At 36.7% G+C, this 25013-nt stretch carries 22 protein-coding genes and 1 other RNA gene; 13 read left to right on the top strand and 10 right to left on the bottom strand.

Features of this window, described 5'->3' with window-relative positions:
• Positions 1 to 4: 4 nt before the first annotated feature.
• From FD20_RS00770 to sufB, 8 genes are all read left to right on the top strand, one after another.
• Entirely contained in the window at positions 5 to 229 is a 225-nt protein-coding gene (locus FD20_RS00770; RefSeq protein WP_057735598.1) for a DUF2969 domain-containing protein, read from the top strand.
• Positions 230 to 315: 86 nt separating this feature from the next.
• On the top strand, positions 316 to 1515 hold the full coding sequence (locus tag FD20_RS00765; RefSeq protein ID WP_057735597.1) for an FtsW/RodA/SpoVE family cell cycle protein: 1200 nt from the start codon (positions 316 to 318) through the stop codon (positions 1513 to 1515).
• A gap of 90 nt (positions 1516 to 1605) precedes the next feature.
• Positions 1606 to 1959, top strand: coding sequence for an arsenate reductase family protein (locus FD20_RS00760; RefSeq protein WP_057735596.1), 354 nt, complete (start codon positions 1606 to 1608; stop codon positions 1957 to 1959).
• Between the two features lie 157 nt (positions 1960 to 2116).
• Positions 2117 to 2896: a Fe-S cluster assembly ATPase SufC gene (gene sufC / locus FD20_RS00755; RefSeq protein ID WP_057735595.1), complete on the top strand. Its 780-nt coding sequence runs from the start codon at positions 2117 to 2119 to the stop codon at positions 2894 to 2896.
• Between the two features lie 16 nt (positions 2897 to 2912).
• Positions 2913 to 4205: a Fe-S cluster assembly protein SufD gene (sufD, locus tag FD20_RS00750; RefSeq protein ID WP_057735594.1), complete on the top strand. Its 1293-nt coding sequence runs from the start codon at positions 2913 to 2915 to the stop codon at positions 4203 to 4205.
• On the top strand, positions 4186 to 5424 hold the full coding sequence (locus FD20_RS00745; RefSeq protein ID WP_057735593.1) for a cysteine desulfurase: 1239 nt from the start codon (positions 4186 to 4188) through the stop codon (positions 5422 to 5424). Before sufD ends, FD20_RS00745 begins: the two co-directional genes overlap by 20 nt.
• Positions 5411 to 5884 carry a Fe-S cluster assembly sulfur transfer protein SufU gene (sufU, locus tag FD20_RS00740; RefSeq protein ID WP_057735592.1) on the top strand — a complete coding sequence of 158 codons (474 nt, stop codon included), beginning with the start codon at positions 5411 to 5413 and terminating at the stop codon, positions 5882 to 5884. The genes FD20_RS00745 and sufU overlap by 14 nt, the downstream gene beginning before the upstream one ends.
• 20 nt (positions 5885 to 5904) lie before the next feature.
• Positions 5905 to 7308: a Fe-S cluster assembly protein SufB gene (gene sufB, locus FD20_RS00735; protein WP_057735591.1), complete on the top strand. Its 1404-nt coding sequence runs from the start codon at positions 5905 to 5907 to the stop codon at positions 7306 to 7308.
• A gap of 338 nt (positions 7309 to 7646) precedes the next feature.
• Here the strand turns inward: sufB and FD20_RS00730 are convergent, their stop codons facing one another.
• Complete coding sequence (locus FD20_RS00730) at positions 7647 to 8645, bottom strand: choloylglycine hydrolase family protein (RefSeq protein WP_057735590.1); 999 nt, start codon at positions 8643 to 8645, stop codon at positions 7647 to 7649.
• A gap of 734 nt (positions 8646 to 9379) precedes the next feature.
• On the opposite strand from FD20_RS00730, the gene FD20_RS00725 reads away from it, so the two are divergent.
• The gene (locus FD20_RS00725; RefSeq protein WP_034988066.1) at positions 9380 to 9580 is read left to right on the top strand and encodes a cold-shock protein; all 201 of its coding nucleotides are present in this window, start codon (positions 9380 to 9382) and stop codon (positions 9578 to 9580) included.
• A gap of 687 nt (positions 9581 to 10267) precedes the next feature.
• On the opposite strand, the gene FD20_RS00720 is transcribed toward FD20_RS00725, so the two are convergent.
• Complete coding sequence (locus FD20_RS00720; protein ID WP_162255608.1) at positions 10268 to 10870, bottom strand: DUF975 family protein; 603 nt, start codon at positions 10868 to 10870, stop codon at positions 10268 to 10270.
• Between the two features lie 426 nt (positions 10871 to 11296).
• Positions 11297 to 11584 carry a hypothetical protein gene (locus tag FD20_RS00715; RefSeq protein WP_057735589.1) on the bottom strand — a complete coding sequence of 96 codons (288 nt, stop codon included), beginning with the start codon at positions 11582 to 11584 and terminating at the stop codon, positions 11297 to 11299.
• Between the two features lie 264 nt (positions 11585 to 11848).
• Between FD20_RS00715 and FD20_RS00710 the strand changes: the two genes are divergently transcribed.
• On the top strand, positions 11849 to 12688 hold the full coding sequence (locus FD20_RS00710) for an aminoglycoside phosphotransferase family protein (RefSeq protein WP_057735588.1): 840 nt from the start codon (positions 11849 to 11851) through the stop codon (positions 12686 to 12688).
• A 212-nt stretch (positions 12689 to 12900) separates the two neighbouring features.
• On the opposite strand, the gene FD20_RS00705 is transcribed toward FD20_RS00710, so the two are convergent.
• Genes FD20_RS00705 through FD20_RS00695 form a run of 3 tightly spaced genes read right to left on the bottom strand, consistent with a single transcriptional unit; the run spans position 12901 to position 17512 of the window.
• Positions 12901 to 13845, bottom strand: a complete 945-nt coding sequence (locus FD20_RS00705) for a Ppx/GppA family phosphatase (RefSeq protein ID WP_057735587.1) — start codon at positions 13843 to 13845, stop codon at positions 12901 to 12903.
• A gap of 2 nt (positions 13846 to 13847) precedes the next feature.
• Positions 13848 to 16013, bottom strand: a complete 2166-nt coding sequence (locus tag FD20_RS00700; RefSeq protein WP_057735586.1) for an RNA degradosome polyphosphate kinase — start codon at positions 16011 to 16013, stop codon at positions 13848 to 13850.
• A complete protein-coding gene (locus FD20_RS00695; RefSeq protein ID WP_057735678.1) occupies positions 16010 to 17512 on the bottom strand; it encodes a hypothetical protein in 1503 nt (500 codons plus the stop codon). Before FD20_RS00695 ends, FD20_RS00700 begins: the two co-directional genes overlap by 4 nt.
• 303 nt (positions 17513 to 17815) lie before the next feature.
• Between FD20_RS00695 and FD20_RS00690 the strand changes: the two genes are divergently transcribed.
• The gene (locus FD20_RS00690; RefSeq protein ID WP_057735585.1) at positions 17816 to 18931 is read left to right on the top strand and encodes a D-alanine--D-alanine ligase family protein; all 1116 of its coding nucleotides are present in this window, start codon (positions 17816 to 17818) and stop codon (positions 18929 to 18931) included.
• Between the two features lie 170 nt (positions 18932 to 19101).
• The gene (locus FD20_RS00685; RefSeq protein ID WP_057735584.1) at positions 19102 to 19662 is read left to right on the top strand and encodes a DNA-3-methyladenine glycosylase I; all 561 of its coding nucleotides are present in this window, start codon (positions 19102 to 19104) and stop codon (positions 19660 to 19662) included.
• 296 nt (positions 19663 to 19958) lie between these two features.
• On the opposite strand, the gene FD20_RS00680 is transcribed toward FD20_RS00685, so the two are convergent.
• From FD20_RS00680 to FD20_RS00670, 4 genes are all read right to left on the bottom strand, one after another.
• Positions 19959 to 20453, bottom strand: a complete 495-nt coding sequence (locus tag FD20_RS00680; RefSeq protein WP_057735583.1) for a universal stress protein — start codon at positions 20451 to 20453, stop codon at positions 19959 to 19961.
• Positions 20454 to 20537: 84 nt separating this feature from the next.
• Positions 20538 to 20822, bottom strand: a complete 285-nt coding sequence (locus FD20_RS00675; RefSeq protein ID WP_057735582.1) for a hypothetical protein — start codon at positions 20820 to 20822, stop codon at positions 20538 to 20540.
• 230 nt (positions 20823 to 21052) lie between these two features.
• Positions 21053 to 21242: non-coding RNA, 6S RNA (ssrS, locus tag FD20_RS12920), on the bottom strand.
• A gap of 29 nt (positions 21243 to 21271) precedes the next feature.
• Positions 21272 to 22579, bottom strand: a complete 1308-nt coding sequence (locus FD20_RS00670) for a replication-associated recombination protein A (RefSeq protein ID WP_057735581.1) — start codon at positions 22577 to 22579, stop codon at positions 21272 to 21274.
• Positions 22580 to 22721: 142 nt separating this feature from the next.
• On the opposite strand from FD20_RS00670, the gene FD20_RS00665 reads away from it, so the two are divergent.
• Positions 22722 to 24836, top strand: a complete 2115-nt coding sequence (locus FD20_RS00665) for a hypothetical protein (protein ID WP_057735580.1) — start codon at positions 22722 to 22724, stop codon at positions 24834 to 24836.
• The last annotated feature ends 177 nt before the right edge of the window (positions 24837 to 25013 follow it).

Genomic DNA, 25013 nt, shown 5'->3' with positions numbered 1-25013 from the left:
TACCGTGGCAAGAAAAGAAAAAAATATTGAGATCTTTGAAGAAGAGAAGATGGTCGATGGCAATGTTATTTTAGAACTTAAGACAGAACGAGATGATATAGGGACTGTCAAGCAAGATGGAAACAGGTTTTTGGTACTATTGCCCAATGGTGAGACTTTTAAGGCCAGCTCTCAAAAAGAAGCAGTCAATATTTTGATTCGAGACTACCATTTGCATCGAGTTAATTAAGTATGTTTTGTCGGCTAGCTTGATTCATTAGTCGGCAATTTGTTTTTATCGAAAAAAGTAAACATTTTTACAAAGGAGGATCAGCTTTGGCAGAGAAACAGCTGACAAGAGCAGACAATGATGATTCACGGATAGATTACGGTATTGTTTTTTCGGTACTTATTCTAGCTGTAATCGGAATGGCATCAATTTATGTTGCTGCTAAGCACGATACCAGTACAACAAGCATTACAAAGGCACTGCTTATGCAAGTTGTGTGGTATGTCCTTGGAACAACTGCTGTCGTTGTGATTATGCAGTTCGATGCTGAACAATTATGGAAGCTGGCACCTGTGGTATACGGAGTTGGAATTACACTTTTGCTGCTTGTGCTTGTATTTTACAGTCGTTCTTATTTCGCAAGTACAGGAGCTAAGAGTTGGTTTTCTATAGCAGGGTTAACCTTTCAGCCTTCGGAGATCATGAAACCCGCTTATATTTTGATATTAGGGCGAATTGTTTCGCAGCATAACAGTGAGCATCCCGTACATACAACTAATTCAGACTGGCGTTTGTTAGGAAAAATGATTGCGTGGACTTTGCCGATTGCAGTTTTACTGAAACTGCAAAATGATTTTGGAACAATGCTGGTGTTCTTTGCGATACTCGGCGGAGTAATTTTAGTTTCAGGTATTACTTGGAAGATTATTCTACCTGTTGTTACATTTGCCACAGTAGTCGGAGGAACAGCTATTTTCTTAGTTATCTATGGTCGAAATGTTTTGTTGAATTTTGGATTCAAATCTTATCAATTTCAGCGTATTGAGGCATGGTTAGATCCTTCAGCAAGTACTTCTAGCAGCAGTTATCAATTATGGCAGAGTATGAAGGCGATTGGTTCAGGCAAATTACTTGGAAAGGGTTTTGATGTCTCCAAGGTTTATGTTCCTGTTCGGGAGTCGGATATGATTTTTTCGGTTATTGGAGAAAATTTTGGATTCATTGGCGGTTGTCTGTTGATTTTTATATACTTATTGTTGATTTTTCAGATGATTCAAGTAACTTTTGATACAAAAAATGAGTTTTATGCTTATATTTCAACCGGAGTCATTATGATGATTCTGTTCCATGTTTTCGAAAACGTCGGAATGAGCATCGGTCTCCTGCCTTTGACAGGTATTCCATTGCCTTTCATAAGTCAGGGTGGATCGGCATTGATCGGAAATATGATTGGAATCGGATTAATCATGTCTATGCGTTATCACAATAAGAGTTATATGTTCAGCAGTAGTAGAGAATTTCATTAAAAAAGAGTTAGATTAAGATTAGCTGTTTTTATAGCTGGTCTTTTTTTGTATAATGGAGTGAAGCAAATTGTTAATAAAGGGGTGTTTTAAATGAAACAATTTTATTGTTATAACAAATGCAGTACATGTCGTAAAGCCAAAAAGTGGTTAGATGAAAATTCTATTGAATATGAAAAAATTGATATTGTAAAGGATACTCCTACAGCTGACCAGTTAGCGAAATGGATAGATGGAAGTGGACAGCCACTTAAGTACTTTTTTAATACTAGTGGTATAAAGTATCGTGAATTAAAACTCAAGGATAAGGTACCTACGATGAGTGTTAAGCAGGCCAGTGAAATTCTTGCCAGTGATGGGAAGTTAATCAAACGACCACTAATGGTTGAAAAAGGGCATGTGACTTGCGGTTTTAAGATTGATATTTATGAAAAGAAATGGAAATAGTGGCTTTAGTTTTTAGAATTTTTAAAATAAAAATTCTATAAAAAGTAAAAAAAAGCTTTTATACAAGTGGATAGGAAGCATATGATAAACTTTATCAATTGAAAATGATTCGCAACTAGGATAGAATGTTAGCATACATTAATTGGGGGAATCGTCAATGTCAACACTTGAAGTTAAGGATTTACATGTATCAATCGATGGTAAAAATATTTTAAAAGGCGTTAATTTAAAAATGCAAACTGGTGAGATTCATGCCATTATGGGACCAAATGGGACAGGGAAATCAACTCTTTCAGAGGCCATCATGGGTCACCCTGCGTATAAAGTAACGAAAGGTGAAGTTTTGCTGAATGGTGAAAACATTCTTGAACTTCCAGTCGATGAACGCGCTCGCGCCGGTCTCTTTTTGGCGATGCAATATCCAGCAGAAATTCCTGGCGTCACGAATGCTGAATTTATCAGAGGAGCAATCAACGCACGTCTTCCAGAAGACAAGCCTCTTTCAGTACGTAACTTTTTGAAGAGGTTAGATAAGACGATGGGTGTCTTAGATATGACTGATGAGATGGCTGATCGTTACCTGAATGAAGGATTTTCAGGCGGTGAAAAGAAACGAAATGAAATTCTGCAGTTGATGATGATCAAACCTAAATTTGCTATTTTGGATGAAATTGATTCAGGTCTTGACATTGATGCGTTGAAAGTCGTTTCACGCGGAGTTAATCAAATGCGTGGACCAGAATTTGGTTCATTAATTATTACGCATTATCAGCGGTTGCTAAATTACATCGTCCCAGACGTTGTACATGTTATGATGGGGGGACGTATTGTGAAGCAAGGTGGGCCTGAGTTAGCTAAACGTCTTGAAGATGAAGGTTATGCTGGTCTGCGGGATGAGCTGGGGTTAGATATCAAATTGGTAGACGAAGAAGCGTAAGGGGAGATGTGGGTTTATGACGGTTGATTTGAAAAAATATCCAACTATTGCTGCATATGCGGAGAAAACAGCAGAACCAGCTTGGTTTACAGAATTAAGAACCAAGTCGTTAGAAAAGGCAGCTTCACTTGCGCTTCCGTCTTTTGAGAAGATTCGTTACCAGCGTTGGCCGATTCAACTGAAGCAGCCTTTGGAAAGAAAAAACTCTTCCAAAGAATTAATCGAGGAAATCAAACCTGAACAAACTGAAAACATGGTTGTCCAGTTGGGGCAAGATACCTTAGAGTTAAAAGTCAGCAATGAACTGCGCAGCCAAGGTGTAATTGTATGCGATTGGCACACAGCTTTGCAAGAACATAGTGATTTAGTGAAGAAATATTTTATGCAAAAAGCTGTTAAGATAAATGAAGATTTGCTTACGGCACAACATGTTGCGCATTTAACAAGTGGGCTATTTATTTACATTCCCAAAAATGTTGTTTTAAAAAAAGCACTTACGAGTTATTTTGTTCAAGATGCAACTGCCAAAAATGATTATGTTCACCACGTGATAATTGTTGCAGGTGAAAATAGTGAATTTTCATATCTTGAAAACCTGAAAACGGTTGGGGAACAGGCAACGACAGCTAATATTATAGTTGAAGTTATTGCACAAGAAAATAGTCATGTTAAGTTTGCCAGTGTTGATCGCTTAGGAGCTAAAACAACTACTTATCTAAATCGAAGAGGTTATTTAGAGAAAAATGCCAAAATTGACTGGTCAATGGGAATGATGAATGATGGAAACATTGTTGGTGATTTTGATTCTGATTTAGTTGGAGCTGGATCTCATTCTGAAGTTAAAATCGTTGCAATTTCTACTGGCAAGCAGATTCAGGGGATCGATACACGTGTTACGAATATTGGTAAACATACAATTGGTCATATTTTGCAGCACGGTGTCATTTTGTCACGTTCATCGCTAGTTTTTAATGGAATTGGTCACATTTTGAAGGGAGCTAAGGGTGCCGATGCACAGCAGGAAAGCCGTGTCTTGATGCTTTCGAATAAGGCTAAAGGGGATGCTAACCCTATTTTGTTGATAGATGATAATGATGTTACTGCTGGACATGCAGCAAGTATCGGACGTGTTAACCAGGAACAGTTATATTATTTAATGAGTCGAGGACTACCGAAAAAAATGGCCGAACGTTTGGTTATTATAGGTTTTCTGGGGCCAGTTTTAGCTGCCATTCCATCGAAACTGATTCGCGAACAACTAAAAATAACCATTGAAAGGAAGCTTATCGATGGGCAAAAAGATGAGTAGTTACATTGAAGATTTTCCTATATTAAAGCAAAAAGTCAATGACGAACAATTAGTCTACCTAGACAATGCTGCAACAGCACAAAAACCACGTGCAGTAGTTGAAGCGATCATGAATTATTATTATCATGATAATGCTAATGTCCACCGCGGGGTGCATACGTTAGCTGAACGTGCGACAAAGGCCTTTGAAGATGTACGTACGAAGGTCGCACATTTTATCAATGCACCAAGTAAAGATGAGATTATCTATACAAAGGGGACAACTGAAAGCTTGAATTGGGTGGCTGCCAGCTACGGGCAGACACATGTTGAGGCCGGAGATGAGATTGTTATTTCCTATATGGAGCATCACAGTAATCTAGTTCCATGGCAGCAGTTGGCACAGCGGACAGGGGCTAAACTTAAATATATTGATCTTCAGTCCGATGGTCAGCTGGACATGGATAGTGTGCGTCACCAGATTACTGATAAAACCGTGATTGTTGCACTAGCACATGCTTCGAATGTTTTAGGTGTAGTTAATCCGTTGGCTGAAATAGCAAAAATTGCCCATCAACATGGTGCGGTATTGGTAGCTGACGGTGCGCAGTCAACGCCGCATATGAAAATTGATGTTCAAAAGCTGGGAGTCGATTTTTTCGCATTTTCGGGTCATAAATTGATGGCACCGACAGGAATTGGTATTCTTTGGGGTAAAAGTGAACTTTTGGATGATATGCCACCGTTGGAATTCGGTGGCGAAATGATCGATTGGGTTCAGTTACAGGAAACGACTTTTAAAAAAGCACCTTGGAAATTCGAAGGCGGTACACAAAACATTGCCGGCGTAGTCGGCTTGGGAGCTGCAATTGATTATTTGGAACAGATTGGAATGGATAACATCCAGAAACACGAGCATGCCGTTATTCAGAAAGTCATGCCTGAATTACAGCAAATCGAGGGATTGACTATTTATGGCCCACAAGAAGCAAACAAACGTACAGGGGTAATATCCTTTAATCTCGATAATCTCCATCCGCATGATGTTGCGACTGCCCTTGATATGGAAGGTGTTGCAGTCCGTGCAGGGCATCATTGTGCTCAACCGCTGATGGAGTATTTAAATGTTCCAGCAACCGCTAGAGCTAGTTTTTATTTATATAACACGTTGGAGGATGGCCAACGTTTGGTTGAGGCAATCAAAGCCACAAAGGAGTTTTTCAAAAATGGCACTGTCTAAGTTGGAAAATTTATATCGGCAAATGATTTTGGAACATGCAACGCACCCGCACCATCATGGATCGCTAGAAAAAGCCGATCAGGATATTGAACTGAGGAACCCGACTTGCGGTGATGTTTTAACACTGCAAGTCGAAATGAAAGATGGAAAAGTGTCAGATATTGCTTTCTCGGGTTCTGGATGCACAATCAGTCAAGCTTCTGCAAGTATGATGACGGATGAAGTTGTTGGTAAGACACCAGAAGAAATTGATAAAATGGTCGTTGCATTTTCAGAAATGGTAACCGGAAATGAATCGGATGATGTTGATGAGCTTCTGGGTGATGCAGCAATATTGGCTGGAGTTGCACAGTTTCCAGCACGAATTAAATGTGCAACACTAGCTTGGAAGGCAATTTATCGAGCTGTAAAAACAGATGACAAAAAATCAACGCTCGGTTTTTTACGTCATGACGAATAGAAATGAAGGAGGTTCTCTGAATGTCAGATGCAGATATGCTCGGATTGGGCGGAGAGTATAAATATGGTTTTAAAGATGATATCAACCCCATTTTGACAACTGGTGAAGGTTTGAATGAAGATATTGTTCGTCAGATTTCAAAAGCAAAAAACGAACCAGATTGGATGCTTGATTTTCGTTTAAAATCTTTTAAACGCTACAAAGAAATGGAAATGCCGGATTTTGGGCCGGATTTATCTGGAATTAATCTGGATCGAATTAATTATTTCAGACGTGACAGTGACAGTGTAGCACGTAATTGGGAAGATGTTCCTGATGATATTAAGAAGACCTTCGATCGTTTAGGTGTTCCGGAAGCGGAACGCAAATATTTAGCAGGATCGTCTGCTCAGTATGAATCGGAAGTTGTTTATCACAATATGCGTGAAGATTTTGAAAAACTAGGAATTGTCTTTATGGATACTGATTCTGCAGTTCAAAAATATCCAGAGTTGGTCCGCAAGTATTTTGGAAAACTTATTCCGCCTTCTGATAATAAATTTGCTGCGCTTAACTCGGCTGTATGGTCGGGGGGCACGTTTATTTATGTACCAAAGGGTGTTAAAACAGAAGTTCCTATCCAAAGTTATTTCCGAATAAATGCGGGGAATAGCGGACAATTTGAAAGAACATTGATTATTGTTGATGAGGGTGCGAGCGTGAATTACGTTGAGGGTTGTACAGCACCAAACTATTCTGAAGATAGCCTGCACGCTGCGGTTGTTGAGGTAAATGTCTTGAAAGATGCGTATTGTCGTTATACGACAATTCAAAACTGGTCAGACAATGTGTACAGTCTTGAAACTAAACGGGCGCAGGCATTAGAAAATGGAACAATGGAATGGGTCGATGGTAACTTAGGATCTAAGGTAACAATGAAGTATCCTAGTGTCTACTTGAATGGCAGAGGTGCTCACGGAACAATGCTGTCAATTGCTTTTGCTGGGAAAGATATTGTTTCTGATACGGGAGCGCGGATGATTCACAATGCTAAAGACACGTCAAGTTCAATTGTTTCGAAATCTTTGTGCAAAGATGGCGGCCGAGTTGATTATCGTGGGAAGGTCCGTTTTGCACGGAATAGTGATGGATCATTCTCACATGTTGAATGCGATACGATTATTTTAGATGAAAAAAGTGCCAGTGATACGATTCCGTTTAATGAGATCAAAAATGGCAATGTTTCGATGGAACATGAAGCTAAGGTCTCCAAAATTTCTGAAGAACAACTTTATTATTTAATGAGTCGCGGCATTACAGAAGAAAAAGCTACTGAGATGATTATCATGGGATTTGTTGAACCATTTACAAAAGAGTTACCAATGGAATATGCGGTTGAGCTTAACCGATTGATTGAATATCAAATGGAAGGTTCTGTCGGTTAAACTAAGTAAATAGTCCATGAACGTTGTTAAACACGTTTGTGGGCTATTTGTTTACACGAATGTTTAAGTTGACCCACGAAATGACCGCGAAACATCAATTATCAATGTGACTTAAAAATCGGGGAAAATAATTAATTTTTACGTACTTTAAAGTTATCAAGAGGTGTGCTGTTTTTATACAATTAAATAACCCTCAGCATTTGAGCTGAAGGTTGTGTGGGTCGTATATCAATTTAGAGAATGGAGACATACCTGACTGCGACTACTTCGATGCTAGTTCTTTCAAAGTAAATTGTAAACTAAAGTGTTTCATGATGCTGTAATGAAAGAAGTTAGTCTTAATTTATTTCGTTAATATCTTCATTATTGTCAATTTTGAAAATTTTATAATCAGTAAAGTTTAAGAGCGGTTTCAAGGATAGTTTGTTGATCCGCTGATTATAGTAAGTCGAATAATAAAATGAAAGTGATTCTGAACACATATATGCAGTATAGCAAGTATAATCCTGAGCCCCTTGTTCATTTATTACGGCACCTTTAGGAATACTTACAGATTCTAAAATGTGATGAAGTAAAGAGATAGTAGAAGTTTCGTCTTTTGCTTGTTCAACAGTATTTTTTAAAAATGCTGTACGTACAAAACGAGAAGGTGGCGTGTAATCCCCAGGTAGTCCAAATGTTCCAGAGCCTTGACTGAAAGGCATGAGCTCTTTGTTTATGAAAGTAATAGAACTGTGCTGCTTAGGGGTGAGTGTGATGTAATTTCGTAAATTGGTCTCATGCCAATGATAATCGGGACTGTTTGTCATAACACCGATGGAATTTTCTATAATGTCGATGCCATCTTCCTTGGGTTCAATAATCAAACTTTGACCGCTTTGATCACTAAAAATAAAATGCAAAGGTGGGACAGTTTTAATTGTTGGATTTAACTGATTGATTATATTAATTTTTGTCTTAAATAAATTAGCAACTTCAGTTAAACTTTTAGCTTTGGATAAAACTGTTGAGATTATCCTATCAGGGGAAATGTTAATTTTTCCTGTCATCAAGTCATCTTTGTAGGATGCATAGCGGGGAAAGTATAGTGTGGCCCCCATTAAACCTTTTTCGTTAATTCCATCATATAAGAGAGGACCATACTCGTCTAATTGACCTACACCTGCAAATGCATAGTCAGAAATGATAGGACTATTATTTGAATAATTAGACTGAAATTTTTTGTTACGAGGTACAAAAATTACTTCTTCAGCCATTTCTATAGTGAAATCCATCGTACGTGCTAAAAAATGTTTACTGTTTTTGGAACTTAAAGTAAGACTGCTGCAACCAATCATATTATTACCTCCCTAACTGTCTTCCAGTATATCTTTGTGTATTAGTTATGTAAAATCAGCGCAGAGTATTCTTTCTGGAAATATTATTATTTGAAGGGTAGAGGCTAGAAAAAAACAACAATTAGATGTTACAATGACATTGGAATTAAACTTCTTTGAATTTAAGGAGGTGAAAATATTGAATGCATTTCCTAATAAGTTTTCTAAAAATTACTGAAAGGAAGTGATCCGCATATCTCCTAGCAAGTAGGTGACTTGCCTTTGTAAGATGTGGAGGGGGTAAAGATATTCTTTCCCATATTCAATATAAAATATAAATTCCAAATTAATAATAGAATAAGGTCTTTGATAGATCGTCGTGTCGTATCTGCTTTTTAGAAAAAACACTGTCAGAAATTTTTGTGTTTCTGAGGGTGTTTTTATATAGAACGAAATATTGACTTGAGCTTAAGCAAAAGAGTTTGAAGAGGTTTAAAATCAAGAGTATTTTTAATATACTCTAAATTTAAAATTAAAAAGTTGAAATCAAAGCCTGCTTTAACGATGATTCGGGACTTTTTATAAGTATTATTTAAAAGATAATATTTGCATTTTCTTATATCTGTGCTATACTTATAAACAAGTTAGCATTTGCTCGGAAATTAAAAGTATCATTTTTATGTTATTTCTAAAATTCTTTCAGGTGTTGATAGTCGATAGTCACTTTAGTTTTAATCCTAGGAGGATTTAGATATATGAAAAATGGTACAGTAAAATGGTTCAATGCAGATAAGGGTTTTGGTTTCATCACTGGCGAAGACGGAAACGATGTTTTTGTTCATTTCTCAGCTATTCAAAAAGATGGCTTTAAGACATTGGATGATGGCGAAAAAGTTACTTTTGATGAAGAAAATGGCGACCGTGGTCCCCAAGCTGTCAATGTTGTTTCACAATAATGACTAGTGAAAGATAATTACCAATTAAATTTGCTAATTAATCTTATAGAGCTTAATTCACTTTTGAATTTTGCTCTTTTTTTGTGCATAATTTTAATTGATTTCCAATTTTGGTTTCAAATTTAGCACAAATAAAAGGGATCTGTCCCGTTTACTGAGCAGATCCTTTTCATTAAAGTGTTGTAATAAATTCCGCATTGTATTATCATAATAATTAAGGTAGTATTCATAATAAACGATTGTCGCAAACGTTTGGCTACCTTACTACTTCTTGAGGACTTTATCCCAGTATAGCGAAGCTGAGATAAAGTCCTCTTCGCTTTATACAACACAAGAACATTCTACAACTATCAAGTTATACAGGTCAAGAATCATGAACTGGTCTTTTTGGATGTGGTAGTTATTTATTCAGAGAATACGAATATTTAGCTAAGAGATGAGGGCTGTACTTTAGAGGCATTCATTTAATGCTGATGGCATAGGAAATTTAGCAGCGAATTTAATAGCGAGTGTTCTTCAGATTTTTTTTATGCAAAATACTAAATAATATTAATTTAAAAAATAGTGTTATACGAAATAAGATTAGGTGTTAGCAGCAAAAAAAATAAGGAATTTTGCGAAAAACAACGACAAATAAAAGGCCTGCTAAATGGAATGAATGCAGGCCTTGTCAAAAGCTGATAATTATTATTTTGTTAAATTAACGTAGTAATTCGCCATTGTCAGCTGATAGTATGGCATCGTCCAAAGACCGGCAATACCACCGGTAATAAAAGTTAGAAGCCAATAACCAATAAAACTTAATTGAAGAAGAAAGTATTCCCATTTATGGTTTTTCATTAAGATCCGGCTTTGAGTAACTGCATCACGATATCTGATTTTGTGGCCTGCATCGACCTGATCACGGTAAATGTAAATTGCTTGTGAATAAGCAATCGACTTGATGATTCCAGGAATGATGAAAATCAGGGTCCACAGAAAAATCCACAGTGTCTGTAAGAGTGAGATGATGATTGTCCCTATGACATATTCACGTTGCTGAAATAGTTTCAAGCAGTCAACGAAGGGATTGTCCAGTTTCTGCGTTAAGCGGTGGATGTCAATGCAGGCGAACGTTACACTAACGATCAGAATAGACAGAATAATTGAGAACATAATATTAGCAATGGACCAGACATTCCAAATAGCTGAATAGTTTAATTGGTCTAAGTTGATACTTTGTTCCTGTTCCGTAAAATTACGGCTGGCAAAAGTATTGATAAAGTATACAACAAAAACTAAGAGAAACAATTTAAAAAAATATGGGTAATTTTTATTAAGCAGCTTTTTTGAACTGAGTTTTAGTTCCGTTTGATTAATAATGAGCACATCCTTTCAACATGTAAAAGCGTAACAAGGATTATTTCGAATGTAAAGCTGCATATTAGGAAAAATTTTGTTTGAATGAAAAAATAAATCTAGGATATTGCTGAAACTGAGTTGTTTCCAGAGGGGAATATGGTTTATTAAAGAAAAGCAATTAAGAAAATTTGGGGGCACTATTAATAATACTAAGGATTTATTATATTCAATAATGTGAAGAAGTGAGCATTAAAACATCAAAAACAAAAAGAGAGGCGAAGGGACATCTTGTATTTTACGTGAGGACTGTGCTAAAAAAACAATTTTTTTGATTGCTGGAATATCGATCTGAGTGGAAAATTTTTTCTTCAAAGCTTATTGATCTTTTCCCTGAGTAGTTTTATCTTTTTCAAGTAAAAGTTTAATTATTTTGTCATTTTGAGCAATTAAAATCCAGTTTTGTTCTACTAGTGCACGTAAGTAAGAAACTTTGGAATCATCACTGCGATCTTTAATTAATAGGCGTTTGTCATTACGTAAGAGATTTTTTTTATCAAGCTCACCCAGAATTGCTTCAACTTGTTCTGAGGTCTCGTTTGATATGTCATTCAGACCACGATCGATCAAGATCCCTTTGATTTTGTCGTTATTAAAAATCCCCATTTTATTTCCTCCATTCCCAAAAAATATCTTCAATTAAACTATAACATTGGTAAAGAAAATATTCCTTGTTAAAGCTTACGGGGAGGCAGTTGAACTGTACAATAATGTGCATAGAAAAAATTTTTTGGCTTTCTTTATTAAGAGTAAAAAGTTTGATGATTAAGTAAAGTCTTTGCATATTTTTATTATAAATAGTAAGGCTTCTTGCTATTTATAATATTGTTAAGTACAATTAAATTAATAAATGATAGGGGAGGAAGACATATGCTAGTCGAGTTCTTAAATGATTATTATCAAGCAAATCTAAAAAGCATTCATGACGTAGCTGGTAATCAACATTTAATTGGCTACAGTAAAGTTTTCAAAAGCCCATTATTCGTTAAAATTTTCAAGGAACGTGACATGTTTTATGCTGAGCAACACGTTAATCAAGTTTACTATCCGGAAATCTATTTGGATAGTGTAATCTTTGGTGACAGTTATGTGGTGACTCTTAAAGATAGAAAATTGAAAGATATTTCAATTAAGAAAATCAGTCCGGAAAGGGCGTATGCATTTGGTCAGCTACTTGGTGATTTTCATAAAAAATTAACCGGGAAAGCTACTGTTCATCAAAGTGATAAGCGTCTCTCAGAGCAAATTCAATATCATGTCAATAAACTGCAGGAAACAGAATATGAGGCAATAGTCAACGATGTCCAGCAAATGCTGAAATCTGATTTTGAGTACGCCGATATGGAATATATACAGCTTCCAAAGGTTGTGCTGCATGGTGACTTTAGTATTCGCAATATTATGAATTATCGAGGAAAAGATATTTTAATTGATTTTGAACGTTCGCATATGGGGACACCTTATCAAGACTTTATCAAATTCTTTTATAATGAGGTAAAGGAACCAGCACTGCGCAATGAATTTATTAAGGGGTATGTCACGATGCATGATTTTGAGATTCCTCGGAAATCAGTTCAGCGCTGTTTACTATTTTTATGTGCATTGGATATATGTGAATACAATGCAACGCATCCTAAACGTAAGTTTGGCGAGATGCCAGGTGCTATGCTTGAGACTATCAAGAAGAATGATGCAGTCTTAGCGCTTTAATGACAATTTCAGAAAAAAGTGTTTTCTCAAATTAAAAAGAAGTTGATCATTGAATATTATATTTGGTTTAATAAAGAATCGCGAATGTTACTGTTACTTTACATAAAAAGCCGCATACAAAAAGAGCATCACTAGAAAGGTACTTCAGCTTCTGGTGAGGCTCTTTTTGTATAATTCAAGGTTAAAGTTTATTAATTTAAAAAATCATTTACTTATCGCGGACGGCTGAATTGATAAGCCGAATCGAGATAATCGAGCAGTGCTCCTTCACGTAGCCCATTATTTGAGAATAGAATTTCTGGGATGTGAAGTGTCCTCAGAATTAAGGAAATGGGAATTAAACCGCCAATAATAACATCTGCACGTGTTTTAGCGAGCCCAGGTATCTTTTCGCGTTGTGCTTGGTTTAAATCAACTAAATCAGCAAAGATATCAAAAGCATCTTCACTTTTAAGCTTGTAGCCATGCAAACTTGGTAATTTATCGGAATTCTGTTGTCTTCTAGCTATTTTAGCTAAAGTACGGTTGCTGCCACCCAGGACAACAAGTTGAGCTTTATGTGCGTCAAAAAGCCAATTAATATCCGTTATTTTTTTCTCAACAAAAGTCATAGCTTTGAATAAGTCAGATGCAGCAATGTTATTTCCTAAAGAAAATTCCTGCGAGATATTAACAGAACCAATCGGAAGACTAATTAAGTCACTGACTTTTTTCTCTTTTACTAATATTAGTTCAGTACTGGCACCGCCAGTATCCATAATAATGCAATTGTCCTCGATAGGCAGAGTTTGAGTAACAGCAAGAAAATCGAGATATGCTTCCCGGTTGCCAGGAATAACTTCAAAATCAACCCCGATACGTTTTTTAACGAGTTTTAAAAATTCTGCTTGATTTTTCGCTTGCCGGACAGCCGCGGTAGCTAAAGCTTCAATTTTAACATTTTTGAGCTTTGAATAGATATCTTTAAATGAGGTTAAGGCTTTAAGTGTTCTTTCGATTGGTTCTTTCTGGAGGATCTTTTTAGAACCCATATTTTCAGATAAGCGGACCATTTCTTTCAATTGATGGGTAACGTTAATTGCACCCTTATCGTTTATTTGGGAAATTGTCATTCTAATTGAGTTTGAACCGAGATCGATCACCACAAAGTTTTCCATTCCTATTCCTCCTCCTCATCATTGGACAAGTGTACCATACTTTCATGGTGTGTCATTGGATGAAAAACGGACGCGTCTCTTTTTGCGGCATGTTCTTGTTTCAATAAAAGTTTGTTTTTTTGTTGGGCTTCCTTAATAAAGTGTTCCTGTGAATTCAATGGTGTTAAACCACGTCGATCCAATTTTTCAAACTTCTCGCCGCGTAAAACACGCGTCTTAATATTATCTTGCCACATCGTTGCGAAAATTGAAATAATTTTTTGCCGAATGTCGTCTTGGAGGATCGGAAACAGAAGTTCAACACGGCGATTCAAATTACGCGTCATCATGTCGGCACTTGAGAGATAAACATCCTCGTTGCCCTTATTGTAGAAGTAATAAATACGACTGTGTTCCAAAAATCGACCGATGATCGAATGAACATGGATATTTTCGCTGATACCAGGAATCATAGTTTTTAAGCAGCAAATACCACGAATAATTAAATCATTCTTAACACCTGCAGCGGAAGCTTCATAAAGTTTTTCAATAATTTTTTGATCGGAAAGTGAGTTCATTTTCATTTTAATCACCGCTGGCTGACCATTGTTAGCCGCTTCGATTTCATCATCAATTTTTTTGTTAATAAATGTACGAATCTTTTTCGGTGAGATATGCAGTTTATGAAAGTAGGGTGGTTTAGCATATCCGGATAACATATTAAAAATGTTTGAAGCATCAACACCCATATCCGGATTAGTAGTTAAAATTCCCATATCTGTGTAAAAATTTGCGGTCACGTCATTATAGTTACCAGTACCTAAATGCATATAACGTCTAATGCCATCTTCATCCCGCCTGATAACAAGTGTCAGTTTGCAATGAGTTTTCAATCCAACTAAACCGTAAATAACATGACATCCCATTTTTTCAAGCTGTTTAGCCCAGCGAACGTTGTTTTCTTCATCGAAACGAGCTTTAACTTCTACAAGCACGGTTACTTGCTTGCCATGCTGTGCAGCTAAGCCGAGATATTTAATGATAGGCGAATTGCCGGAAACACGATATAAAGTCATCTTGATAGCTAAAGTATTTGGATCTGAAGCTGCTTGAGCAATGAATTGGACAACTGAACTGAAAGAATCATAAGGATGTTGCATAAGATAATCTTGTTGACGAATAGCCGTAAAAATATTTTTTTCTGGTGCTAACTTTGGATTAACATATGCTGTGTATGGCGGATAACGTAATCCCTTGTGTCCAGTGACTAATCTGGGAAGCTTTTTCAAAAAAGACAAATCTACAGGTCCATTGATGCGATAAACAGCTTTTTCATCTGCATCAAGCGTCTTTGTTAAGCGTTCTCCAAGATGTTTACTCATCTTGTTTTCAATTTCAAGCCGCATGATTCCACCGTGTTCTCTTTTTTTCAGCTGTTTTTGAACTTCTCGTAACAAATCAGAAGTATCTTCCTCTGCAACATCAAGATCCATATCTCGAATAACACGAAAGGCTGCAACTTCACTTACTTTATAACCGGCAAACAAGCTTTCAATGAATTCTTTAACGATTTCCTCAATGAGGATAAATGTATTATCACTATTAGGCAATTTAATAATGCGGCCAAATACTTCGGGAATTCTAATTGTGGCAAAGCGCTTGTTATTTTTATTGTCCTGTTCATGTATACGGACTGCAAGATTAAGCGAATTATTGCTGATGAATGGAAAAGGACGCGATGAATCGTCAGCTAATGGCGTAAGAACAGGGTAAAGATCATCATTGAAGTAACGTTTAATAAATTTATATTGCTCCTCGTTAGCTTCCCGAGGGGTGATGATGTTAATATTATTTTTTTCAAGCTGCGGCAGTATAGAACGATTATATGTGGTGTATCTTTTGGTGACCATCTCTTGTTCTTGTTCGTTAATGGCGTCAATTTGTTGCTTAGGCGTCATCCCGGAAGCATCTGTTGATTGAATATTAACGGAATACATTTTATTGAGGGATGCGACCCTAACCATGAAAAATTCATCCACGTTACTTTGGGTGATACCAAGAAAATTGACTCTTTCTAGTAGTGGGTTATCTAAATCCCGTGCTTCTTCGAGAACACGTCCATTAAAGTCGAGCCAACTTAATTCACGATTTTTAAAATACTTGTGTTTACTGAACTCTGATTTTGTCATTTTGGCTGTCTCCTTTGCTTTAGTATAGGGTGGATACCGAAGACTTCTTTGAACAAAGCAGATTTATTTTTGAATGACCATGCTTCTAAAGCAATATTTTGATTTGAATAAGCATAGATAAGCATAGTTGAACCACGCAGAGAAACTGAAATTTTTTTAATTTTCTGCTCGCGTGAATCGTCTAAAGCATCAGCTAAACGCAGGATAGCCGACAGTTTTGCGACATTCATCTGAACTGTTGGTTCAAGTTTTTGAAAGTGCGGCTGGTCCGTTTCAGGTGTCTCACTGCTGTGATAACGTGAAACCTCAGCAATGATTTGATTCTCATCATTTGACAGGCCAATCAGCCTTGTTGCTTCGAGAATGTAAGCTGAATGCCGGTAATGCTGCTGCTGGTTAATATAGTTTCCTATGTCATCAACAATACAGGCAACGTGAAGCAGCAGACGCTCACGTTTTCCGAGATGATGAATTCGTTTGAGCTGATCGAATAAATGCAATGCCAATTTTGAAACATTTTGACGATGAGCATGACTTGTCAGGTAGCGTGATGCAAGATTTTCGGCCGAGGTCAAAATCATTCCGTTCAAGTCCAAATTCATGAGTCCTGTTTTAGTGGCTCTTTCAATTGCAAGTCCGTCTGAAACAGCAATATTTGTGATGATTAATTTCTTAGCTTTGATCATTTTTATAATTTTGTTGATAAGTATAAAGTAAGGAATGATACGTCCAATATCATTTTCATCAAGATCAAAAAAATCCATGAGATACTGGTCGGATGATTTAACGACGGTTGCATAAATTTTTTCAAAATCTTCAGTAGTCATTGTGTAGTAGGATTTATTGGCAGGAATGAATTTCTGAGCCAATGCGTAAGCGTCCTGAAGAACAAGATTTGAACCTTCCATATGTTGAGGAAAAACATGATGCAAATGTTCTAGCTTGCTGCCGATATAATCTTCGATAACTTCAACTGGATCATTTGTACTCAATTTTAAAGCTTCAGAAATTTCACCAACGTGAGAAGAACCTAGGTCAATGTTCCATGTGGAAATGAATTTTTGTTCGTCGAATTGGGATAAAGAAGCACGTTCGATTCCAAGACTCAGCAAATATGTCGACTTCAAGCTGAGGTTTTCAAAATTGTCCAAATGAACAGTGATGGCAGTTGCCTTATAGTAAGTTAATTGGCTCGTGCTCAGCCACTGTATATGCAAACCTGTTCGAATATAAATCTGTTCACCAAGATAACGAGCACTTATCGTGTTCAACTGTTGTTGATTACCCCATAATTTAACGTTTTTAACACCATAATCTTTTGTTAGCTGAAGATAGCCATTGATGGAACTGGCAATTTCTTCAACATTCTGATCATATTGATAATTTTTACTAGAAAAATAATTTGAAAAGACATCTTCGACTTTTGTTAATTTTTTTAAATCAATAATCGATAGTTGAATACGCCTAGGTGTCATGTATATAATACCGAAAAGTTTCATTGGCACAATAATCACCCCACTCTTTCTTCTATACTTAATTTTAACAACCATACTAAGGTTTATAAAGAAAAGATTGTGTAAATTTTAATCTGTATCGTTTTGGACGAATGGAAAGAACCATTAAACAGCCAATAGAAGCAGCAGGTTGATATTTTTTAACTGACAAGACTTATTCTACGTGTTATTATTCTAGGGGGTGTATTGAAGATATCCTCGATACGTTCTCTGTACATTAAGTTGAAAATTATCGTATAATAGGTAAAACCGTATAATAAGATTAGGGGATAGGAATGAGATATATTTATGGATAAAAAGAAATTGCACGTTGCACTGTTTTTCGGAGGAAATTCATCGGAGCATGATGTTTCAAAGCGTTCAGCACATAATATCTATGATGCTATGGACAAGGACAAGTATGATGTTTCAGTTTTTATGTTTACTAAGGATGGATATCTGTTAGGAAACAAGGATTCGATGCGCATTTTTAACGGCGAAGAAGAGGATAAAGTTGTTGCGGAAATTTTACCTAAAGTTGATTTTTCCGATCCGTTAGCCAACATTCAGAATATCTCTGAAGTAAAAGACATAGATGTTTTTTATCCTGTTATCCATGGTAATATGGGGGAAGACGGAACTATTCAAGGTTTGTTTAGATTATTAAACAAACCTTGGGTTGGTAGTGGAGTAGGATCATCTGCTGTTTCGTTTGACAAGGACTGGACAAAACAACTCTTGACACATAATGGCGTTCGGAATACTAAGTATCTTGTAGTTACGAAAGAAAACCAAAGCAAATACTCATATGAAAAATGTAGTGCGGAATTAGGAAACACTCTTTTTGTTAAACCTGCTCGTCAGGGCTCATCTGTTGGTATTTTCAAAGTTGAAAATAAGGCTGAATTTGATCGTGCAGTCAAAGAAGGATTCTATTATGATTTTAAACTTTTAGTTGAAGAATCAATTGAAGGTCCTCGTGAAGTTGAATGTTCAGTTTTGGGGAATCGTGATATAAAGGCTTCAAAATTAGGTGCTATTAGAATCCCTGAGACAGATACTTTTTATGATTATAACAATAAATTTGTTGATGCTTCGGGTGTTGTCTTTGATCTGCCAGTTGATTTGCCTTCAAAATTGGCAGATGAGATCACTCAAATGTCCTTAGATGCATTCCGTGTTTTAGGTAATCGTGGTTTGGCCCGAATGGATTTTCTTGTTGATAAGAACAATGTTCCTTATTTCGGAGAAGCTAATACCTTGCCTGGCTTTACCAATATCTCATTGTATCCGCAGTTATGGCAAGTTTCTGGTATTAGTTACAGCAGCTTAATTGATCAATTGATTCAATTAGCAATTGAAGAATTTGATGATAATGCTAAGTTGCATTATGATTTTGTCGAGCTTGGTGAAGAAAAACTTTAAGCTAAGGTAAGATTTTCAAAAGAGGGGTGGGTCAAAAGTTATATTTTGACCCACCCTTTAGCATTAACTCGTGATTTTTTCTTCCCGATTGCAAATTTTGAAATTTGGAATGATTGGCATATTAATAAAAGAGAGCATCCAAATAACTAAATAGCTGGGAGAGACTGAGAATGGTACAAAGATGTAATTGGGCACTAACTGGAAGTAAATTTTTGTGCGACTATCACGATAATGAGTGGGGAAAGAAGACTACAAATGCACGTGATATTTTTGAAATACTGAGCCTTGAGATTATGCAAGCAGGTTTGAATTGGGATTTGGTTCTAAAGAAACGTCAAGCCTTTAGGAATGCTTTTGATAATTTTGAAATTAATAAAGTGGCTGCATATGATACAGCAAAAATGGAGGAGCTCAGTTGCAATGCAGCAATTATTCGAAATAAGCGTAAAATAACAGCTATCGTAAACAATGCTCAGGTTGCACTTCAACTAAGAAGGGAAGGAACGAGTTTGTCTGAATTCATTTGGCGGCTTGCGGATAATAAGTCGATTATCAATAATTGGGAATATGCTGAACAGGTTCCTTCGAAAACTTTATTTTCCGAAAAAGTAGCTTCTGAATTACAAAAGAAAGGTTTTAAGTTTGTTGGTCCGACGATTGTTTATTCTTTTTTACAGGCAATTGGGATTATTAATGATCATCTTTCTTATTGTTCGTTCAAGAATTATTAATGGGCAATAAAAGTGGGGTTTCTCATTTTTGATCTACCTTTGTATTACAATTAATTAGTGCATCTTCTGAGAAGTCAATTTTTTATGTTTAACCGTAAATTGTTTGCATTTAATTCACGAATGTGTGTAGTTCACAGTTAATGCTCAAAACTAATAATTACATAACTTTCTAGTTTGAGCCTGGATTGTCTGCCTAACGTGCTCTAAAATCAAATCAGTTGTGGGATTCTTCCACAATAAAAAGCATTCATCAGAGACTAAGATTACATCAATGCTGAATGCTTTTTTGTTATTTATTATTTCTTTTTACGATCTTTTTCTTTTCCGAGTACAGGGTTATTTTCCAAGTCAGTTCTAACAACCAAAACATCGCACGCAGCCGTCCGGGTTACATATTCGGTTACAGAACCAATTAGCAACCGTTCAACAGCGTTTAAACCAGTTGCACCAATCATAATCAGATCAACGTGTTCCTCCTCGGGAACTTCTTTTGCAATAATTACTTTTGGTGCCCCGTATTCGATTGAGTAATCAGTATTCTCCAACCCTGCTTTTTTGGCTTCTGCAACGTAACCTTCAATTGTTTTGCGCGCAGTGTCAGTAATTTGTTCAACCATTGCGGTGTCAAAACTTGAAATGTTCTGAAAGGCACGTGTATCTACTACGTGAATCAAATGTAACTTCGTTTCAGGACCATTTCGCTTTGCGACCTGCACCGCTTTTTTAAAAGCAAGTTCAGCTTCCTTAGATCCATCGACAGGTACAAGAATGTTTTTGTATTGTTGTAACATTGAAATCACCCTTTCTATTTGCCACACCTCCATCTTACGTTATTTCCAACTAAAAAAAAAGTGAAAACAATTACATAATGATAATTATTGAAGAAAAATCAGCATCATGATTGGAAGTGTGGCAATGATTGTAACGTTGCATATTAAAACAAGTGCGAGCACCCAAGGGGCAAAAAAGAATCCGGTGATAAAAGTAATAAGTGATGAAATAATCAATATTAGACTATATGTTTTTACAATAATGGACAAAGCATGATTATTTTCAGGGTGAAACATCAAAAAGGTTTTCTGACGATGTGACCACAGATAGTAACCTAGGAAAAAAATTATACCTGCAAGAAGCAATGTTAAAATTTTAATAATGGTCATATGTAAACTCCTTTGAATATTGTTTAGGTTAGATATTTTTAGCAGTGGATGGGGTGCAGTGAAATCGAAAACTTCAATAATCAAACTCGAAGCATTTTGTACTCTCTTAGCAGCTAGTTTGGTTGAACAAAATTACTTTTATACTAACATCAAAATTGTCAGTTAAGCCGAAAGAGCCGTGACAAAACAAATGTTTTGTCACGGCTCCCTCAAACAAAGCAAAAATACTTTGAAAATCCGCCTGATGCCGTTAATCATCTCTGTAGTTGAACCCGCTCTCAAGCAGGTGGTTTTCGATCAACCAGTTTTTAACTTCCAAACAAAGTCTTGGCATGTTAGCTGCTGATTATCCCAAAAGCCGTAATTATAGGTGTTCGGTCAACCTTACATTATGAGATAACGCGTACATCTCAGATCCAATTTCATTCTAGCATAGGGTAAATTGATTATCAATTCTTAGAATTTCGATTTTTTACAGTTTTATCTTTTTGTTGTGCTTGTTTGAGACGTTCATACTGATTTTTCAAAGCCTGTTCGTAGCGTCCGTTTGTTTTTGGATGATAATATTGTATCTTAGCAAGTTTGTCCGGTAAATACTGTTGTTGTGTCCAATCATGCGGATAGTCGTGTGGGTATTTGTAATCGACGCCTCTTCCAAGTTTATCAGCTCCAGCATAATGTGCATCTTTGAGGTAAGGAGGGACTTCACCACAGTTGCCCTTGCGGATATCTGCAAGAACGGAATCAATAGCCATTATGGCAGAGTTAGATTTTGAGGACAGGCAAAGATCGATCACAGCAACCGCTAATGGAATTCTTGCTTCCGGCAAGCCAATTTTTTCAGCAGCGGTGACTGCTTGTACAGTTTGTGCTGCTACACGAGGGTTAGCTAATCCAATATCCTCATATGCTATGGTCAGCAGTCGGCGATTGATGCTTATTAGGTCGCCAGCTTCGATAAGACGGCCCATATAGTGCAAAGCGGCATCTGCATCAGATCCACGAATTGATTTTTGAAAAGCAGAGATGACGTCGTAATGCGCATCACCATCTTTATCTTGAACCAGAGCCTTTCGCTGAATACATTCTTCGATGACTTGTAAATCAATTATAATCGTTCCCTTTTTGTTAGGAACGGTCGATTTTGCAGCAAGTTCAAGCCCATTTAGTGCACTACGCAAATCACCACTTGTTGCATGACAAAGATGGCTTAAGGCATCATCGGTTAACTTGATTTGCATTTTTCCAAGTCCGTTTAATTTGTCAGTTAGCGCACGCTGAACAGCATGAGCAATGTCAGCTTCGCTCAATGGCTTTACTTCAAATATCTGAGTTCTGCTTCTAATAGCGGGATTGATTGCAATATATGGATTTTCGGTTGTCGCACCGATCAAAATAATACGTCCGCTTTCTAAATGAGGCAAGAGAAAGTCTTGTTTGGGCTTAGTTAGGCGATGAATTTCATCTAACAATAAAATAACAGTTCCGCTCATTTTAGCTTCCTCAGCAACAATTTCTAATTCCCGCTTAGAATCTGTGGCGGCATTTAATGTTCGAAATGCATATTTGGTAGAACCGGCAATGGCACTTGCAATACTGGTTTTTCCAGTTCCAGGTGGGCCATAAAGAATCATTGATGAAAGCAAACGTGCATCTACCATTCTGCGAATGATTTTTCCAGGACCAACGAGGTGTTGCTGTCCGACGACATCATCTATGTGTTGCGGTCGCATACGAAAGGCTAACGGTTGTATCATGGCTTACTCTCCTTTGTTGCATTCATTATAACATTATCTAAAGAAAATTTTAGAACGTAACTGTCAAATTCAACTGAATGTTTTTTTAATATTTGTTATAATTGCTGTCGAGTATTAATAATGAAAAGGTGAATGATATCATATGGTAGAATTAGATGAAATTGGCAGACAAATAGTTAAAAATAATTATACTGCAGCCTTTAAGGCTATAGGATGGCAAGTTGACAGAAGCTGGAAAGTTTCGTCCTCATTTTCAGAAGGAAACATTGACAAGGAAAAACTTGGAAATATCGAAAAAAGTGATTATTTTGAATTCAGTGAGGCAAATGATACCGTTTGTTTGAGCTCTAGTAAATGGTCCAGTAAAAAGACTCTTCGGGAAGAAATGATGTTGAATCAATACTTGCTTCAAAAAAACATAGGTTTTCGCGATGTATTGTGGCCGTTAAGTATTGTGAAAAAGTGGGCGGAACCAAACTGTTCTGGTGGTTTAAAGATACGGATCCAATTACCTGAAGATTTATTGATAGGACTTTATAAAAATAAATTTAAACAGCTGAAAATTGATTATATTTTTTTCCGCAATCAGGTTTATATGAAAATGTTGCAGCAATTTGCTAGTCATCGCTGGTTATTGACTTATTTAACAGGGGCGACACCCTTTGAAGGAACAGCGACAAAGCCAGTTCGTTCACAAAGTGAGTGTTATGCACCAACAATTACAAGTTTAGCAGATTCAGTCCTGTACCATTCTTTGAAAGATTATCTAAAAAGCGACTACTGCAAGCAAGCAGAATTAGTTGATGGGGTAAAGGTAGGGTCTTCGCTAGATGCAGAAAACGAGATGCTTGAAAAGGGAATTCATTACTTAGAAATTACACACCTTGATTTAGACCCTTTCAGCACTTTAGGAATCAGCAATGAAATTATGGACCTGCTTGAGGCAATGGCTGCATTTTTTATTGCAACACCAGGAATTAGAAATGAAGATCTTCAAAAGATTTTAAAAGGGAAACGACAACTGGACCAACAAATTGCATGTGAAAATCCATTTGCAATCAGTAAATGTCAGGTGCAAGCACGCCAGTTCATCAATAAATTAAGTCGATTTGTTAGTGAGGCGGGCCTTAGTGAGCTAGAAAATTCTTTAAACAAAATAGCTGTATTGTGCAGTTCACCAACCGAAACTCCCAGTACTAAATTGCTTAGAGGACAGGGAAGTGAAAAAATTGATGCGAGTGCACTTCGGCTGGCACTTGATATCAAGAAAAAAAATATTAATGCTCTTGCTGGAATCGTGGGCAAATTAGATTCCAATAGTCGGTTGGTTTTGTGTTCGGCTTTTAAACTAGGTGAGTCATTTTCAATTGTGTCCTTGCCTGATAAATTGATTAAAGTTGGGGATACAATGCTGGAAGCGGGAATTCAAACCGAAAAAAACAGTGGTATTATGCAAAAATTGTGGGCTAATCGTGAATTAAGCAAAGAAATTGTTGCTGCAGCTGGATACGATATTCCTACAGGATGGATAATATCAAGCATAGCTGAGGCCAAAAACGTGTATCAAGAGGTCCAGGGGCTGCTTATAGCAATAAAAAGCAGTCATTTACCGGGAGTATGTGTGTTCAGAGTTCCCCCAACGCGTGGTGCTTTTCTGCAGACTGTTAAGAAATATTTAACTCCAGAATATCCTTGCATAGTAGAGCAAGTGGTAGTGGGTTCGAACTACACAGCTTTAATTGTGGGAGGAAAAGTTATCAGTTTGGTAGAACGTATTCCACAAAATGTTGTTGGAGATGGGCGTTCAAGCATTGAACAGTTGATTCAAAATAAAAGGGCTAAGCGCGAAAGTCTGCAAAGTAATTTTGAATTTGGAAAGTTTCAGGCAGCAACGTTAGCAGAGCAAGGGCGGACAAGCAAAGATATTTTACCAAGGGGAGTGCAATTGTATCTTCGGTATGATGCAAGCGCAGGGACTGGAGCTGATTACTTTGAAGTTTTGACAGAGACGAATCATTCCTGTCTTGGAAAGATTGAGCAGCTCGCCAAGATCTTAAAAATGAATGATGGAGGTCTAGATGTCATTATTTCAAATATTTACCAAACACCAAATGGGGAAGAGAACCAGTTTGTTTTTTTGAATGCACATGCGACCCCTTGTTTTAGCGAACATGAATTAACTCTTTTAGGCAAAACACAGCACCCTGCAGATTGTATTGTAAAGAATGCCATTGGGTCAAATGAACACACTAAATGAAACTATATTGAAGGAAGTTTTGAGCTCTAAAATTTACACTACTATATAAATTGCTAATATTATTAGTTTTAACTACAAACGATACGAGGCTAAGCGAAAAGTTTGATCTTGAAATTACATTAGCATCAAAAAAATGTGCTTTAAACTTAAAGGAATTTGTTGCAAAATTGGTGTTTT

Source organism: Liquorilactobacillus uvarum DSM 19971 (assembly GCF_001434935.1).
In the GTDB taxonomy this organism is placed as follows: Bacteria; Bacillota; Bacilli; order Lactobacillales; family Lactobacillaceae; genus Liquorilactobacillus; species Liquorilactobacillus uvarum.
This window is presented reverse-complemented; position numbering and strand designations above follow the sequence as displayed.

Bases quoted from the DNA above. Each gene is read 5' to 3' on its own strand.
- FD20_RS00760 (WP_057735596.1), top strand. From the start codon at position 1,606: ATGAAACAATTTTATTGTTATAACAAATGCAGTACATGTCGTAAAGCC.
- sufC (WP_057735595.1), top strand. From the start codon at position 2,117: ATGTCAACACTTGAAGTTAAGGATTTACATGTATCAATCGATGGTAAA.
- sufD (WP_057735594.1), top strand. From the start codon at position 2,913: ATGACGGTTGATTTGAAAAAATATCCAACTATTGCTGCATATGCGGAG.
- FD20_RS00745 (WP_057735593.1), top strand. From the start codon at position 4,186: ATGGGCAAAAAGATGAGTAGTTACATTGAAGATTTTCCTATATTAAAG.
- sufU (WP_057735592.1), top strand. From the start codon at position 5,411: ATGGCACTGTCTAAGTTGGAAAATTTATATCGGCAAATGATTTTGGAA.
- sufB (WP_057735591.1), top strand. From the start codon at position 5,905: ATGTCAGATGCAGATATGCTCGGATTGGGCGGAGAGTATAAATATGGT.
- FD20_RS00730 (WP_057735590.1), bottom strand. From the start codon at position 8,645: ATGATTGGTTGCAGCAGTCTTACTTTAAGTTCCAAAAACAGTAAACAT.
- FD20_RS00725 (WP_034988066.1), top strand. From the start codon at position 9,380: ATGAAAAATGGTACAGTAAAATGGTTCAATGCAGATAAGGGTTTTGGT.
- FD20_RS00715 (WP_057735589.1), bottom strand. From the start codon at position 11,584: ATGGGGATTTTTAATAACGACAAAATCAAAGGGATCTTGATCGATCGT.
- FD20_RS00710 (WP_057735588.1), top strand. From the start codon at position 11,849: ATGCTAGTCGAGTTCTTAAATGATTATTATCAAGCAAATCTAAAAAGC.
- FD20_RS00705 (WP_057735587.1), bottom strand. From the start codon at position 13,845: ATGGAAAACTTTGTGGTGATCGATCTCGGTTCAAACTCAATTAGAATG.
- FD20_RS00700 (WP_057735586.1), bottom strand. From the start codon at position 16,013: ATGACAAAATCAGAGTTCAGTAAACACAAGTATTTTAAAAATCGTGAA.
- FD20_RS00695 (WP_057735678.1), bottom strand. From the start codon at position 17,512: ATGAAACTTTTCGGTATTATATACATGACACCTAGGCGTATTCAACTA.
- FD20_RS00690 (WP_057735585.1), top strand. From the start codon at position 17,816: ATGGATAAAAAGAAATTGCACGTTGCACTGTTTTTCGGAGGAAATTCA.
- FD20_RS00685 (WP_057735584.1), top strand. From the start codon at position 19,102: ATGGTACAAAGATGTAATTGGGCACTAACTGGAAGTAAATTTTTGTGC.
- FD20_RS00680 (WP_057735583.1), bottom strand. From the start codon at position 20,453: ATGTTACAACAATACAAAAACATTCTTGTACCTGTCGATGGATCTAAG.
- FD20_RS00675 (WP_057735582.1), bottom strand. From the start codon at position 20,822: ATGACCATTATTAAAATTTTAACATTGCTTCTTGCAGGTATAATTTTT.
- FD20_RS00670 (WP_057735581.1), bottom strand. From the start codon at position 22,579: ATGATACAACCGTTAGCCTTTCGTATGCGACCGCAACACATAGATGAT.
- FD20_RS00665 (WP_057735580.1), top strand. From the start codon at position 22,722: ATGGTAGAATTAGATGAAATTGGCAGACAAATAGTTAAAAATAATTAT.